Below are 14,327 nucleotides of genomic sequence, written 5' to 3'. Positions count from 1 at the left end.
CCATGATGAGCAATAAGCCAAACGCCCAGATGCATCTCGGGGCGTTCTTACAAGATGCCGGGCATCATATTGCCGCCTGGCGCCATCCCGATGCTCCCGTTGGCGCAGGAATGAATTTTGACCACTTCCATTATCTTGCCAGGCGAGCGGAAGAGGCCAAATTCGATATGATTTTCCTCGGCGACCAGATGACGTTTCAGTATGAAGAGGATGAGTCTCTGGGGCGGACATCCCGCACCGTCAATTTTGAGCCGCTAACGCTGCTTGCGGCCTTAGCGGTGACGACCTCAAAAATTGGCCTGATTGCGACGGCCTCCACCAGCTATAACGAGCCTTTTAACGTCGCCCGTAAATACGCTTCGCTCGATCACCTCAGCAAAGGTCGCGCGGGCTGGAATGTTGTGACCAGTTGGACCGGCGGGGAAGCGAAAAACTTTAACCGCAGCGAAGTGATGGAGCATGGCTTGCGCTACCGACGTGCGCAGGAGTTTGTCGAGGTAGTTAAAGGTTTGTGGGACAGCTGGGACGGCGATGCCCTGCTGGACGATCGTGAACAGGGGCGATTCTTTGATCCTGAACGGCTACATATTCTCGATCATCAGGGCGAATTCTTCCAGGTTCGCGGCCCTTTAACCATTTCGCGTTCGCCACAGGGGCAACCGGTGATTGTTCAGGCAGGTTCTTCTGCGGACGGCCAGACGCTCGCCGCTCGCCATGCGGAAGTGATTTTTACGGCCCAACGTGATGCTGGTGAAGCGCAGAAATTTTACCGCGAGGTGAAATCACAGCTGGCTGAGTGGGGCCGCACGCCCGACAGCCTGAAAATCATGCCGGGGATATTCCCGGTAGTGGGTGAAAGCGCTGAACACGCGCGTGAAAAGTTCGAGCAGTTACAAGAGCTGATCAATCCTGAAATTGGCTGGGCGGTTCTGGCCCGTCATCTCGGCGGCTTCGATCTCTCCGGCTATTCCCCGGACGATCCGGTGCCCGATCTGCCGTTAACGCAGGGCAACCAAAGTCGTCAGGCGCTACTGATAGCCTTTGCCCGGCGTGAAAACCTGACTATCCGCCAGCTTTACTGGCACGTTAACGGCACGCGCGGACACTGGTCGGTGTTTGGCACCGCTGAGGAGATAGCCGATATTCTTGAAAGCTGGTTCAGGGAAGGCGCAGCGGATGGTTTCAACATTATGGCGCCATGGTTGCCCGGCGGGCTGGATGAATTTATCACGCAGGTCGTCCCGGTGTTACAAAAGCGCGGTTTGTTCCGCACAGCCTACTCCGGCAGCACCTTACGCGATCATCTGGGATTGCGTCAGCCAGCGAGCCGTTATGCAGCAAGTGGAGCGGTGAAATGAGCCGAACCCTGCATTTAGGCGTGTTTGTTGAAACCACCGGACGTCATCTCGCGGGGTGGCGACACCCCGACGTCGATCCGCAAGCGCCGATGCGCTTTGAGCACTATCGCAAACTGATTGAAATTGCCGAGCGGGGACTGTTCGACCTGTTTTTTCTGGCCGATGGGCTGGCCGTTCGGGATCGGGCGGCTGAACGGCTGGGGCGCACGCCCAAAGCTCATCTTGAACCGCTGACCTTGCTTTCCGCCCTCGCTCCGCTGACTCAACATATTGGTCTGATTGCCACCGCGTCCACCACCTTCAATGAGCCATGGCATTTAGCGCGCAAATTCGCGTCGCTGGACCATCTGAGCAACGGCCGCGCCGGTTGGAATATTGTCACCTCATCCAGCCAGGCCGAGGCCGACAATTTTTCTCTCGCCAACATTCCTCCTCCGGAGACGCGCTATCGCCGTGCGGAAGAGTTTGTAGAAGTAGTCCGCGGATTGTGGGACAGCTGGGATGACGATGCGCTGATAGCCGACCAGCAGGAAGGGCTCTATTTCCCACCGCAGCGACTTCATGCCCTCAATCACCAGGGTGAATTCTTCAACGTTCGCGGTCCGCTTACCGTGTCGCGCGTGCCTCAGGGCTATCCACTGCTGGTGCAGGCGGGATCGTCCGTGCAGGGAATTGAGCTTGGCGCGAAATATGGCGAAGTGATCTATACCGCGCAAACCACGCTTGCCGACGCGCAGCATTTTTATCGTGAAATTAAAGGACTGGCTGAAAAAGCGGGCCGTCAACGCGATGACCTTCGTATTCTGCCCGGCTTATTCCCGGTCGTCGCCCCCACCCGCAGCGAGGCCAAAGAGAAGTTTGAGCAGTTACAGTCTCTGCTCCATCCAGAGGTTGGGCTGGCACAGCTTGAACACCATCTCGGCGGCGTTAGCCTGGCAGGTTATGAGCTGGATGGTCCGTTGCCAACGCTGCCGCCGGGTCGGGAATATACCAGTCGGGCTCAATTACTGATTGATATCGCCCGTCGCGATAATCTGACCATTCGCCAGCTTTATCAGCAGGTCGGCGTGGCGCGCGGCCATCCTTTACTGGTGGGAACGCCCGCTGATATCGCAGATTTTATGGCGAGTTGGTTTCAGGAAGAAGGGGCGGATGGTTTTAATATTATGCCGGGCTGGTTGCCTGGCGGGTTGATAGATTTTGTGGATCTGGTGGTGCCAGAATTGCAGCGTCGCGGTCTGTATCGTACGGCTTACCACGGCGATACCTTACGCGAGCGCATGGGATTCCAGCGCCCTGCCAGCCGTTACGCCGCAACAAAATATGAGGTAGAAAAAAATGGCTAACGCTTCCGTTCCCATATTGAACGCCGCGCAGGCGCTGAAGGCCGCTGATGCCTTTCGTGAACAGTTCGCCGCGGGCAGCAGTCAGCGCGACCGCTCGCGTGAGCTACCTTATGAAGAAATTGAACGGCTTAAGCAGAGTGGATTGCTCGCACTGCGCGTACCGCGTGAATATGGCGGCGCTGAAATCGATATACTGACCTTCAGTCAGGTGCTACGCACGCTGGCGGCTGGCGATCCTAACATTGCGCAAGCCGTCGCCCCACAGTTCACCAATCTTGAAAAACTCCGTCTCTATGGTCGCGAAAGCCAGAAACAGAGCTACTTCGCCCATACGCTGAGCGGAGGATTAATGAGTAATGCGGCCGCAGAGAAAGGCGGCAATTTTATTGGCGATGTCAGTACGACGTTGCAACGCAGCGGACAGGGCTGGCGACTGAATGGGCGTAAGGCCTACAGCACTGGCAGCCTGTTCTCGACCATTATCCTCGTCACGGCATTACATCCTGATGGCGGTCGTGCAGCCATCTTCGTACCTCAGGATCGTGCCGGCGTCACGGTGCATAACGACTGGGATGGTATGGGCCAACGCACCACCGCCAGCGGCACCACCGAATATCAGGATGTGGTGATAGACGAGGATGAAATACTGCCCGTGCCAGCGTTTGGTCAGCGCCGCACCCATGAAGGCGCGTTTGCCCAGTTGCTCCACTGCGCCATTGATGCCGGTATTGCTCAAGCTGCGCTGGAGGATGCCTGCGCGTATGGTCGCGAGCATGCGCGAGTACTGCGTGAAAGCGGCGTGGCAGACGCAACGCAGGACCCCTACGTGCTGCACACCGTCGGTGAAATGGCGATACAGACTCACGGAGCGGATGCGCTGTTGGAACGTGGCGCTCGTCTTTTAGATCGGGCATTACAGGCGAGCTATGAAAATGCCGGCGAAGCCGATCGCCTGTTAGCCGAAGCATCGATTGCTATCGCGGAAGCCAAATACGCCACTACCGAAGCCTCACTGTGGGTAAGCGAAAAGCTGTTCCGCCTCGGAGGAGCCTCGGCGACCACCCAGGCGATAAATCTGGATCGTCACTGGCGTAATGCGCGCACGCATACCACTCACGATCCTGTTTCCTATAAAGCCCGCGCGGTCGGCGATTTCTATCTGAATGGCACACTGCCGCCCATCAATACCAAAATCTGAGGTCCGAACAGCATGGAATTAGAATTACGCAACAAAGTCGTTCTTGTGACTGGCGGCAGTAAAGGCATCGGTTTAGCGGTGGTGCAACGTTTCCTCGCAGAAGGGGCAAGGGTTGCCATTGTCTCGCGTAATGAACACAACCTCCGTGCGGCGGAAGAGAGCCTGGCGCAGCCAGCAGATCGCGTGATTACTTTATCGGCCGATCTGCGAGACGCCAATCAGGCAACCGACGTGGTTAATCAGGTAGCGGAGCGGTTTGGGGAAATTGATATTCTGGTCAACAGCGCCGGGGATGCGCAACGACGCGCGCCAGAAGAACTGAATAGTGAAGCCTGGCGCGCCGCTATGGATGCGAAATATTTTACCTATATCCATACCCAGGATGCGATGCTGGCGAGATGGCGAAAAAAGAAAACCGACAGTTTTGGTCAGCGTGGGGCGATTGTGAACATTGTCGGCACCGGCGGCAGGATACCCAATCCGTCACATGCGGCTGGCGGTGCCGCTAACGCGGCGCTGCTATTATCCACCCTCGCCCTGGCGCAACACTATGCCCGCTATGGCATCCGTCTTAATGCGGTGAATCCGGGCTTTACCCTCACTGAACGTATTCATCGCTCGGTCGAGCATGAGGCGAAACGTCTGGCGCTGACGACGGAGCAGGCGCTGGCAAAAATGGAAGCAGAGTTGCCGCTGGGACGCTTTGGGCAACCGGAAGAGATTGCTGACGCCGTGCTGTTTTTAGCCAGTCGGCGCGCCAGTTATATCGTGGGTGCGCTGCTGACCGTTGATGGCGGGCAGAAGGCAATACTCTAAGACTCCCCCTCTGGCCGCCCTCATTCAGGCGGCGGGTAAAGCCTGAAGCGGCACGTCCTGAGCCGCTTCAATTAACGCCTGAGTATAAGGATGCTGCGGCGTCGACAGGAGAGTAACGGCCTCCCCCGCCTCCACCACCTCCCCCTCTTTCATCACCAGCACATGATGGGCCATCGCGGCCACCACCACGACATCATGGGTAATAATCAAATAACTTAAGCCCCGCTCGCGCTGGATCTGTTGCAGTAATTCCACCACCTGCTTCTGTACTGTAACGTCCAGCGCGCTGGTCGGCTCATCCAGCACTAAGATGTCCGGTTCCACAATCAGCGCGCGCGCAATGGCAATACGCTGGCGCTGACCGCCAGAAAACTCGTGCGGATGACGCTGCAACAAATCGGGAAACTGCTGAGGGTGCAGCCCCACTTCAGCCAGCAGCGATGAGATACGCTGACGACGCTCGGCAGCTGACAGATGCGGCTGATGAAACTGCAATCCTTCGCCGATGATCTGCTCGATGGTCAATCGTGGCGACAAAGACGAATAGGGGTCCTGAAAGACTGCCTGTATTTTACGGCGTTGAGACTTGCGGTCGTGCCTGCTGGTGTTGAGCGCCTGCTGCCACGACACGCCATCCACTTCCAGCACGCCGAGATGCTTGACCAGCCCTAATACGGCATTCGCCAGCGAGGTTTTACCCGATCCAGATTCACCAATAATGCCCACGGTCTGACCGCGTTTCAGCTCCAGGCTGGCATTGTTGACCGCCTGATGCCAGCCAGGGCGAAACCATTGACGAAGGCCCCGGCTGATACGCGGATAGCAGATTTGCACCTGCTCGGCACGCAGTCGCGGCGTCTCGTTTTCATCGGCGGGTACGGCTTCAACCCGGCGTTCTGGTCGGCTTGAAAGGAGTTTGCGGGTATAGTGATGCGCAGGGGCGTTAAACAACCGTTCAGTAGGCGCATCCTCCACCAGCACGCCTTTTTCCATCACCAATACCCGGTCGGCGAAACGACGGACCAGATGAAGATCGTGAGTGATCAACAGCACCGACATCCCGTTGCGCTGTTGCAACTGGCTCAGAAGCTCGAGAATTTGCAGCCTCAGCGTCACGTCCAGCGCCGTTGTCGGTTCATCGGCCAGCAAAAGTTTGGGTTCGCCCGCCAGCGCCATCGCGATCATCACACGCTGACGCTGCCCACCTGAAAGTTGATGTGGATAGGCATGCGCGCGCTGCTCTACCTCTGGGATACCGGTCTCATGAAGGCGGTCAATGGCATGCTGCCAGGCCTCGCGGTGACTATAATTGCGATGAATGCGGTAAATTTCCGCGACCTGCTCCCCCACGGTTTTCAGTGGATTGAGGGCGGTCATCGGCTCCTGAAAGATCATGGCAATATCCCGGCCGCTGATCTCTCTGATCCGCGCCTGGTTCAGGGTAAGTAAATTTTGCTCCTCAAATATCGCCTCACCGGAAATCTGCGCACCGGGCAGAAGGTGCAGCAGGCTCATCGCCGTGATGCTTTTCCCGGAGCCTGACTCACCTACCAGCGCCACTTTCTCATGAGGCTTAAGTTGAAAGGAAACGCCCTGCACCAGCGGTTTATCGCCAAATCCAATACGCAGATCTCGTACCGTTAATAAGCTCATGCTGTTCTCCCGGGAAAAATTTAGCCTGCCAGCCAGCGGGCAAGTTGCTTAATGTCCAGCTCAACACCCCAGCCAGGCTTATCGCTGACCGTCAGGTGGGCCCGATCGACTTTTAGCGGTTCAGTCACCACATCGCCCTCAAGATCGTGGGTCACGCTCTGAGTAAACGGTGAAGGGATAAGGCTATGGGGCCAGGCTGTGGCAAGGTGTGCGACTGACAACGTTGCCAGCGAGGTGGCAGGATGATTTCCGGGCCTTACCCGCCAACCGGCGGCATGCGCCAGTTGCCATAGCGGACGAATGTGCCAGACGCCGCCGTTTTTGGCCGTTTTGGTATGAAGCGCGTGAGCAATCCGTTGTGGGATGATATTCAGCAAGTCAGCCTGGGTGGTGATGCTTTCATCCAGAATTAAAGGGACGGGCGTGCGGGACGCTAACTCTGCTAATCCTCTGAGATCGTGCGCGGCAAGCGGTTGCTCAGCAGCTTCAACGTTGAATGGCTCAATGCCCTTCAGCAGCCGCAGCGCATCGTCAAATTCGAGGGCGGCATTGGCATCCACCAGCAGTCGAATCTCATCGCCCAGTTCATAGCGTATTGCGGCAAGAGTCTGAATATCCCTGCGGATGTCCTTGCCCACCTTCACGCTGAAATGGCGATAGCCCTGCTGGTAGAAGGATTGCGCCTGCTCTACGGCCTCGGAGGGTTGTGCAATAGTCAGCACCGCGCCGGTTTCAATGCTGTCGCGCGCGCGTCCACCTAAAAGCTGCCATACAGGGACATTGAGCAACCTAGCTTGCGCGTCGTATAAGGCATCTAACAGGGCGGCTTTAGCGGACAGTCGACCATAAATTAACGCGTCAAACTGCTGGGCGATCTGCGCAATGTCAAAAACAGACCGCCCAATCAGCTGAGGAATAAGCTGGTTTTTCAGCACATCCACCAATCCTGCCAGCGTTTCATTACTTCCCTGTCGCTGCCAGGCCTGGGTCTCGCCCAGCCCAGATACGCCCTCTTCGGTATGCAGGCGGACGATAACCACCTCAATGCTCTGCCGCTGTTTTCCCACCGCTATCTGGAGAGGGCTTTTTAACGGAATACGCAGCGGCCAAAGCTCGACCTCGCGGATGACTCCACGCGGTGGTGATGAGCCCGGAGGGATTGCCGTTCTCATACGCCGATCCCCTCTTTAGTTGGGTGGCGCTCATCCTGGAGTCGACGAAAACCGTGCAGCCCTTCACGCTCGACGAGGTCTGGCAGGCTGGCTTCCCAGGCAAGGTAATCACGCGAGGCCTGTAAGTTGCCGCTGTGGCGGTCGTGCAGCCAGAACAGGAAATCGATACGCTCTTTGTCGCTGAGTGCCTCGTCCTGCGTCAGCGACCACCCTGCACTCTGCCATGCAGCGACATCACCGGTTATGACCTGCGCATTGATGCCAAAGTCGGTACGAAGATCCCAGGCAATCGCCCAGGCCAGAGCAGTTTGCGCAGCAAAGATCCAAACTGGTTTATCCACATTGAGCTCTTCGGTCAGCTTTTGCAGGCGTGCACGGTTTACCCAGCGTGCGCCTGCAACATGATTTTGCAGATGCTGTTTGCTGCGATCGGCGCTGAGTAATTGCACATCGTTGGTTAACCGGGCGTAAGCATCTGCGGGAGAAAGCGTTGTGACGCCTGGGAACAGTTCGCTAAGCTCGGGCTGCTTCGGTTGAGGCTGACGGAGGGCCTCATCATCCGGCAAGACGCTCACGGACCAGCCAAGTTGATACAGCCATCTTGCCGTAACCAGGGCTCGCGACCCCGTTGGATCGAACAATACGATAAGCGCGCCACGCGTGGCGGCATATTCATCGATAGTCTGAATCAGTTGACCACCGGGCAGCCATTGAGCATCCGACAGCGTGCCAGCCTGATACTCTTCTCGTGTACGCACGTCAAACAGATAGGTGGTTTGCTGTTCATCTGCTCGCCGCTGCTCCAGCTGCGCATGGGTAATGGTGGCAACAGATACCGCGTAATGTTCCGGGAAAGCGGGCTGCGCTGGCTGGGCCTTAAACAGCGGATGATCCTGCTCGCCATGACTCAACGGCAGCCCGGCAATGCGCCAGGCTTGCGTCCCCCCGGCCAGCGCGGCAACGGGCTGCCTGATCCCCGCTTCGATCAGCGACTGAGCGCCAATAATCCCGCGCGTGCGTCCGGCGCAGGTGATCACCACCGGCAAATTGTCAGGTAACTGCTGCCGCGAGAACCAGTCCACCAGCTCAGCATTGGGGCAGTTAATCGCGCCGGGAATATGGTGCTGGATAAATTCTTCGGGCGTACGGCCATCAAGCAAAAGTAAGGGTTTTCCCTCCTGCTGCAAGGAATGCACTTGTTCAGCGGAAATGGCCGGCGTGTGCTTTTGTACTTCAACCCACTCTGAAAACGCTTTACTGGGAACGTTGACGCCCTGAAATAGCGCGTGCCCCTCTTTCTGCCAGGCATCTACCCCACCCTGCGCCAGATAGACGTTAGTGTAGCCTGATTGCCTCAGGCGAAGGATGGCCTTACGCGCTCGTTCACCGCCTTCTCTGTCCTGCACAATAATGCGGGTGGTACGCCTGGGGATTGCCTGCCTCACCCGAACTTCAAGTTCGCTCAGCGGCAGATTAACCGCCAGCAATGCGTGCCCTGCGCCAAACTCACCGGGCTCACGAACATCAATCAGCGCCAGCTCACGCCGATCCCGCAAAGCGTCTCTGATAGCGAACACGTCGATTACCTGAATTTTTGCTTCAGCCATAGCATTACTTCCCCGCTAAACGTGGGTTAAAAATGTCGTTCAGACCATTACCGATCAGCATAAAGCTCATCACGGTAATAAATATCGCCAGGCCCGGCAGCGCGGCCATGTACCATGCGGTTCGCAACACTTCACGCCCGGCACCAACCATGCCGCCCCAGGAGACGAGGCTGGGATCGCCCAGACCGAGAAAAGAGAGAGAAGCTTCAGACAGGATAATCTGCGCAATCAATACGGAGGACGCCACCATCACAGGGGTGATGCTGTTTGGCAGAACGTGACGGAAGATGATGCGAAAATCGCCCAATCCAATGGTTGAAGCCGCGCGAATAAAATCCTGCTCGCGAATTTTCATCGCTTCGGCGCGCACCAGTCGGGCAATTTGAGGCCAGGATGTTGCCCCTAATGCCAGTGATAAACTAAGCAGGGTTGGCCCCAGCACCAGAATGATCGCGATGGCAAAAAGCAGGCGAGGCATGGTGAGAAAGACTTCGGTGAAGCGCATCAAAACGTCATCAAGCCAGGTTGAGGCGAAATAGCCGGCAATCACGCCGATCGCCACACCAGAAACCAGCGATAACGCCGTTGCGATTAAACCAATTGAAAGAGATGCGCGAGCGCCATAGAACAGCTGCGCCATGACATCACGGCCCATCATATCGGTACCTAAAGGGTAGCCGACAGCAGTACCGGGCCACTGGTTAGGGGCGCCGACCATTTCACGCGGATCGCCGGGAAAAAGCCAGGGAGCGATAATTGCGCAAATAATGATTGCAGCCAGCAACAGCAAGCCGATGAGTAATGAGGGGGAACGGCTCAGGCGTCGCAAACCGGCTGACACGCGGCGCGGCGGACTAAGAACAGCGACAGTCATGAACGACGTCTCCCAATTCGTGGGTCAAGTGCCACGTACAACAGATCGACCAGCAGATTCATCGCCACCACCAGTAGCGAACTCAGCAAAAAGATGCCCAGCAGTAAATTGATATCGCGTTGCAGCACCGCGTCATAAGCCAGCCGACCAATGCCGGGCCAGCCAAAAACGGTTTCAATGACCACCGAACCACTCAGCAGGCCACCGATTTCCAGTCCAGTCAGGGTAACAATTGGTAGCGCAGCGTTACGCAGCATGTGACTGAAGATGACCCGCCACTCCCGTAATCCTTTTGCCCGCGCGGTGCGAACATAATCCTGATGATAAACATCAAGCATCGCCGATCGGGTTAAGCGGACATACACTGACAAAAAGAACAGACTGAGTGAAAAGGCGGGTAAAACTAAATGGTGCAGTACGTCGAGCACATAGCCCCACTGTCCGGTATGCCCGGCCCCAACAGTAGAGAATCCTCCCACCGGAAACCATCCCAACCCGAGTGAGAAGAGCACGATAAACAGTAGCCCGATCCAAAAAAGCGGAGTGGCAAAGCCAATCGTTGAGAATACTGAGATGAAACCGTCCAGAAATGATCCCCGGTAACGGGCGGCCACAATCCCCAACAACACCCCAACAATAAGGGCAAACAGAATAGCCGTCAGAGCCAGTAATAACGTGGCCGGCAGACGGCTAAAAATCAGCTCGGACACCTGAGCGTTGTAGAGAAACGAGTAGCCCATATTGAGAGTAAACAGCGAGTGCAGGTAGTTAGCAAACTGCTGCCATAATGGCACGTCGAGGCCATATAAATGGCGCATTTCATTCATGTATTCAGGTGAAGCACCGCCTGATTGCGCAGCGATAACATCGGCCATATCTCCCGGCGCAAGCTTCATTAAGCCAAATGCTAAAAGAATAATAATAATGAGCGTGGGGACAACCTGAAGAACACGCCAGCTTACATAGGTAATGGTACTGTTCATAGTAATTCCTCCGACAGGAAGAATATCTGCTACAGTCCAGAAGAAAACGACATTATTGTTATATCCAGCGTACTTAATTAGAAATATATAGATTAAATGCATAAATTCAGGTAAGCATATATTTATTGCAGGATAGGCGTTATTTTTATCAGGATATCTATATTAGCAAGGCGCTCTCTTATTCACTTTCACTATAAGGAAAAGCATGCGAATAGCTATTTTTGGTGCAGGGGCGGTTGGCGGAACTCTCGCTGCGCTACTGGCACGGGCAGGTTTTGAAGTCAGTGTGGTTGCCAGGGGCCAGCATTTAGCGGCAATTCAGCTCAACGGGCTGAGGTTTCAGACGCCTGATGAGGAGTTTGTGGTCAACGTCATCGCCAGCGATGATGCCAGTCAGCTTGGGCAACAAGATTTGGTGATCTGTACCCTGAAGGCTTATAGCCTGCCCGCAGCAGCGACCAGCCTGGCCTCTCTTCTTGGCGAAGATACCCCGGTGGTGTTTGCACAAAATGGGATTCCCTGGTGGTATTTCGACAATGATGAGAGCAGCGAATACCAGAGTTTAAGAGAGAGTATTGGCTTGCAGCGGGTGATAGGCTGCGTGGTGCAGTGTCCAGCAACGGTGATCAGGCCCGGCGTCATTCGCCTCAGCCAAAACCACCTTAAATTCTTTCTGGGGGAGAGGACGGATGTTTTAACCCCTCGATTACAGAAGATTAAGACTGAGCTGGAGGCTACTTTGCCGATAACGCTGACCACAGAAATCCGTACTGAGATATGGAACAAACTGCGCATTAACGTAGCCAGCTCGCTTCTCACCACCCTAACGCACTCTTATACCAGCGACGTGCTGAAGATCCCCGCGCTCAAAACGCAATTTTTGCAGTTGCTGGCCGAGACGCGAGCAGTCGCAGCCGGTTACGGCGTGAATATTGATCAGGCCGATGAGCATTTACTCGCGCGTTTTTACCGCCAGAAGCATGCGCCGTCGATGCTACAGGACCTGCTGGCGCATCGCCCCATGGAGATCGACGTGCAGTTGCAAAGGCTGCAAACGCTGGCGCGTAAAGCCCAGGTTGCCACACCGTTACTTGATATTCTGCTACCCCTGTTACAGCAGAGGGTACTGGCAACAGCCGAAGTAAGATAAGGCTTAAAAGGTATTGATATGCGCTCGCTTGATAATATCTTTGCTTACATCCCATGTGGCTTTTACTAACGCCTCCGTCTCATCCGGCGACTTCCACTCTGGCGTAACGCCGATATTTTCCAGGGATTTCCCCCCTTGCGGGTCGCTTAAAACCGCCCGAAGTGGGTTATCGTAAGACTTTGGTAATTTTATTCATCCCTGGATCGTAGTTGATCCTGAAAAAGACGCTCTTATGTAAGCCGTGGTAGGGTTTGTTGTTCTCAAACCGCCATTGGGAAACAGCCTTGACCACCGCATCCTCAAATAAGAACCGAGGCTTGGAGTCAATTATTCTCATTTCACTTACCTTCCCGTCAGCGCCAACATCATAATCAAACTTAACGTACCCGGTTATCCTGTTAGCTGCGGCATATGCCGGATAGGCAGGAGCGGTAACAATCAGCTGTTTGGGAATTGCGGAGTTTTGATTATTTGTCTGATTTGAGCAAGCCGTAATAAGCAATACAGCCCAAAAAAGCAGAGATTTTACCATGACAACGTCCCTATAATGAAAATCATTCTCATTATAAAACATCAGGCGCGCTTATTCGACACTTCTTTATATTTATCACCCTCAGAACAGTCTTCTTCAAGAGGTTAACGCCGTGGACGACTGTTCTCAGGCTCAGCCTATTGAAGAGGGATACTTGTATATCATTCGGATTACTGTTTATCCGGTTTTTGCGACGGCCTGCTGGTCAGGAACAAATGCCAGACTGTTGATATTAAACACAAAGTATAACCAAAAAGCTCAGTACCCTCTTCCACCATATTTTTGACCAGACGATTATATCCATCAATCATCAATCCATCCCACAGTATCCCCATCCCGAATATCCTTGAGAAGACCAGGATTGATAATATCCCGGAAAGCATCATCCCAAAGGAAGGATAACTCATAACTTTTATCAGCTGATTGACCGTCAAAGCGGGTTTTAGCAGACAGTAAACTATGCTCAATACTGCAACTCCCAGAGCAAACCATACCCAGGACCCGTGTGATAACTCATCAAATAAAAAATCCATTTCACGAATAAACATGCAGGTGAAGAAGGCGGCGATCAACACACCACAGTGCGACATGCTGTCTCTTCGCCTGGCCATAAACATATGCAGCGATACAATCAGGGCCAGGATAAGCTCCTGGGATATCTCTGTGAACGAGGTTTCTTTAACGCCATCATGAAACCAGAAAACATCAACAAACAACATCAGCATTGCCGCTGACACGATGGCAGAAGACAATATAAAAAGAAGGATATTTGCTCGCAATGACATAAAAGTGCTTCTTCAGAAATAAAGAGGAACTGTACAGCAGTAGAAAGCTTTTTCCTTAACCTTTGGTGTGACGCTCATCCCCCTTTCCGGTGATATCCCACTTTCACTAACAGTTTGCAATATATTGTTATTTAATGACATATTTCATCGTGCTCGGTTGTTTTCCCCCTGCCGCAGATAGCTATCTTGCCGTGCTGTTAACCCCGGTAGAATCTTGCAGCAGCGGTCCAATCTGACGAGCACCATGCCCCTGAACGTTGTAACGTTCAATATCTGTCAACAACACCGCGCCAGAATTGCCGTGCAGACTTTGATCGGTATAATATCCCACCATCTGGAATAGTTTTTCTCTGACATGAGAACTTATTGTGACCTCCTTTGAATTAGCGCCAGCTAAAACTAAAGACACCTTAAGTTTAGATGCTCAGGGATGATAATCAACCTATTGAATTAAGGTTCATTTATGAAAAACGTCATACTCAATATGCTTGCAAAAATGTCGGTTATGGACGCGGAAGCAAAACAACTGACGGCCCAAGTTGAGACACAATCCCTTCTCATCAGTGCGCTAATGCTCGCAACAGGCAAAGAAGGTGGCGTATCTGCGATGATTGGTAGTGTTAATAAAGCAATAAACTCGGTCCTTGAGTCTTCAGATGGTCTGATCAAATCAGATGCCGAGCTGTTACTAACGAAATTCCAGGAACAGCTGGAACTGACTCAGCTAATCAATAATTTTGAAAATGAGATTAGCGAAGAAGCAATAGATAACTTCGAAAGCTTACCTGATAGAAAGTAAAGCTAGCGTAAGAAAAATGCATCATGTTATTTTTTCGAGCCTGTACATAGATTT

Annotated in this window: 13 protein-coding genes; 6 read left to right on the top strand and 7 right to left on the bottom strand. The window is 54.0% G+C overall.

The features are described 5' to 3' along the window. Positions 1-2 precede the first annotated feature (2 nt). From NG99_RS15085 to NG99_RS15070, 4 genes are read left to right on the top strand one after another with little or no spacing between them, the layout of a single operon-like run. Entirely contained in the window at positions 3-1,358 is a 1,356-nt protein-coding gene (locus NG99_RS15085; RefSeq protein ID WP_034894576.1) for an LLM class flavin-dependent oxidoreductase, read from the top strand. Continuing rightward, on the top strand, positions 1,355-2,704 hold the full coding sequence (locus NG99_RS15080; protein ID WP_034894575.1) for an LLM class flavin-dependent oxidoreductase: 1,350 nt from the start codon (positions 1,355-1,357) through the stop codon (positions 2,702-2,704). Before NG99_RS15085 ends, NG99_RS15080 begins: the two co-directional genes overlap by 4 nt. Beyond that, a complete protein-coding gene (locus NG99_RS15075) occupies positions 2,697-3,902 on the top strand; it encodes an SfnB family sulfur acquisition oxidoreductase (RefSeq protein WP_052130734.1) in 1,206 nt (401 codons plus the stop codon). The genes NG99_RS15080 and NG99_RS15075 overlap by 8 nt, the downstream gene beginning before the upstream one ends. 12 nt (positions 3,903-3,914) lie before the next feature. Next, positions 3,915-4,718 carry an SDR family oxidoreductase gene (locus NG99_RS15070; RefSeq protein WP_034894574.1) on the top strand — a complete coding sequence of 268 codons (804 nt, stop codon included), beginning with the start codon at positions 3,915-3,917 and terminating at the stop codon, positions 4,716-4,718. A gap of 24 nt (positions 4,719-4,742) precedes the next feature. Here NG99_RS15070 and NG99_RS15065 read toward each other — a convergent pair whose 3' ends face one another. The 5 genes from NG99_RS15065 to NG99_RS15045 are packed head-to-tail and all read right to left on the bottom strand — an operon-like array spanning position 4,743 to position 11,007. Then, complete coding sequence (locus NG99_RS15065; RefSeq protein WP_034894573.1) at positions 4,743-6,371, bottom strand: ABC transporter ATP-binding protein; 1,629 nt, start codon at positions 6,369-6,371, stop codon at positions 4,743-4,745. 20 nt (positions 6,372-6,391) lie between these two features. Further along, positions 6,392-7,543 (bottom strand): mandelate racemase/muconate lactonizing enzyme family protein, encoded by a 1,152-nt coding sequence (locus NG99_RS15060; protein ID WP_034894571.1) that lies wholly within the window; start codon positions 7,541-7,543, stop codon positions 6,392-6,394. Beyond that, positions 7,540-9,150 (bottom strand): rhodanese-like domain-containing protein, encoded by a 1,611-nt coding sequence (locus NG99_RS15055; RefSeq protein WP_052130733.1) that lies wholly within the window; start codon positions 9,148-9,150, stop codon positions 7,540-7,542. Before NG99_RS15055 ends, NG99_RS15060 begins: the two co-directional genes overlap by 4 nt. A gap of 4 nt (positions 9,151-9,154) precedes the next feature. After that, positions 9,155-10,024: an ABC transporter permease gene (locus NG99_RS15050; RefSeq protein WP_034894569.1), complete on the bottom strand. Its 870-nt coding sequence runs from the start codon at positions 10,022-10,024 to the stop codon at positions 9,155-9,157. Further along, positions 10,021-11,007 (bottom strand): ABC transporter permease, encoded by a 987-nt coding sequence (locus NG99_RS15045; protein WP_034894567.1) that lies wholly within the window; start codon positions 11,005-11,007, stop codon positions 10,021-10,023. The genes NG99_RS15050 and NG99_RS15045 overlap by 4 nt, the downstream gene beginning before the upstream one ends. 205 nt (positions 11,008-11,212) lie before the next feature. Here NG99_RS15045 and NG99_RS15040 point away from each other — a divergent pair, with 205 nt between their 5' ends. Next, on the top strand, positions 11,213-12,157 hold the full coding sequence (locus tag NG99_RS15040; protein ID WP_034894564.1) for a ketopantoate reductase family protein: 945 nt from the start codon (positions 11,213-11,215) through the stop codon (positions 12,155-12,157). Positions 12,158-12,323: 166 nt separating this feature from the next. On the opposite strand, the gene NG99_RS15035 is transcribed toward NG99_RS15040, so the two are convergent. Both NG99_RS15035 and NG99_RS15030 read right to left on the bottom strand, forming a co-directional pair. Then, positions 12,324-12,689, bottom strand: a complete 366-nt coding sequence (locus tag NG99_RS15035) for a TonB family protein (RefSeq protein ID WP_034894631.1) — start codon at positions 12,687-12,689, stop codon at positions 12,324-12,326. Between the two features lie 170 nt (positions 12,690-12,859). After that, on the bottom strand, positions 12,860-13,474 hold the full coding sequence (locus tag NG99_RS15030) for a hypothetical protein (protein WP_034894561.1): 615 nt from the start codon (positions 13,472-13,474) through the stop codon (positions 12,860-12,862). 463 nt (positions 13,475-13,937) lie between these two features. On the opposite strand from NG99_RS15030, the gene iraP reads away from it, so the two are divergent. Then, positions 13,938-14,273 (top strand): anti-adapter protein IraP, encoded by a 336-nt coding sequence (gene iraP, locus NG99_RS15025; protein WP_034894558.1) that lies wholly within the window; start codon positions 13,938-13,940, stop codon positions 14,271-14,273. Positions 14,274-14,327 lie beyond the last annotated feature (54 nt).

Origin of the sequence: Erwinia typographi, assembly GCF_000773975.1 — a bacterium.
Taxonomy (GTDB): Bacteria; Pseudomonadota; Gammaproteobacteria; order Enterobacterales; family Enterobacteriaceae; genus Erwinia; species Erwinia typographi.
This window is presented reverse-complemented; position numbering and strand designations above follow the sequence as displayed.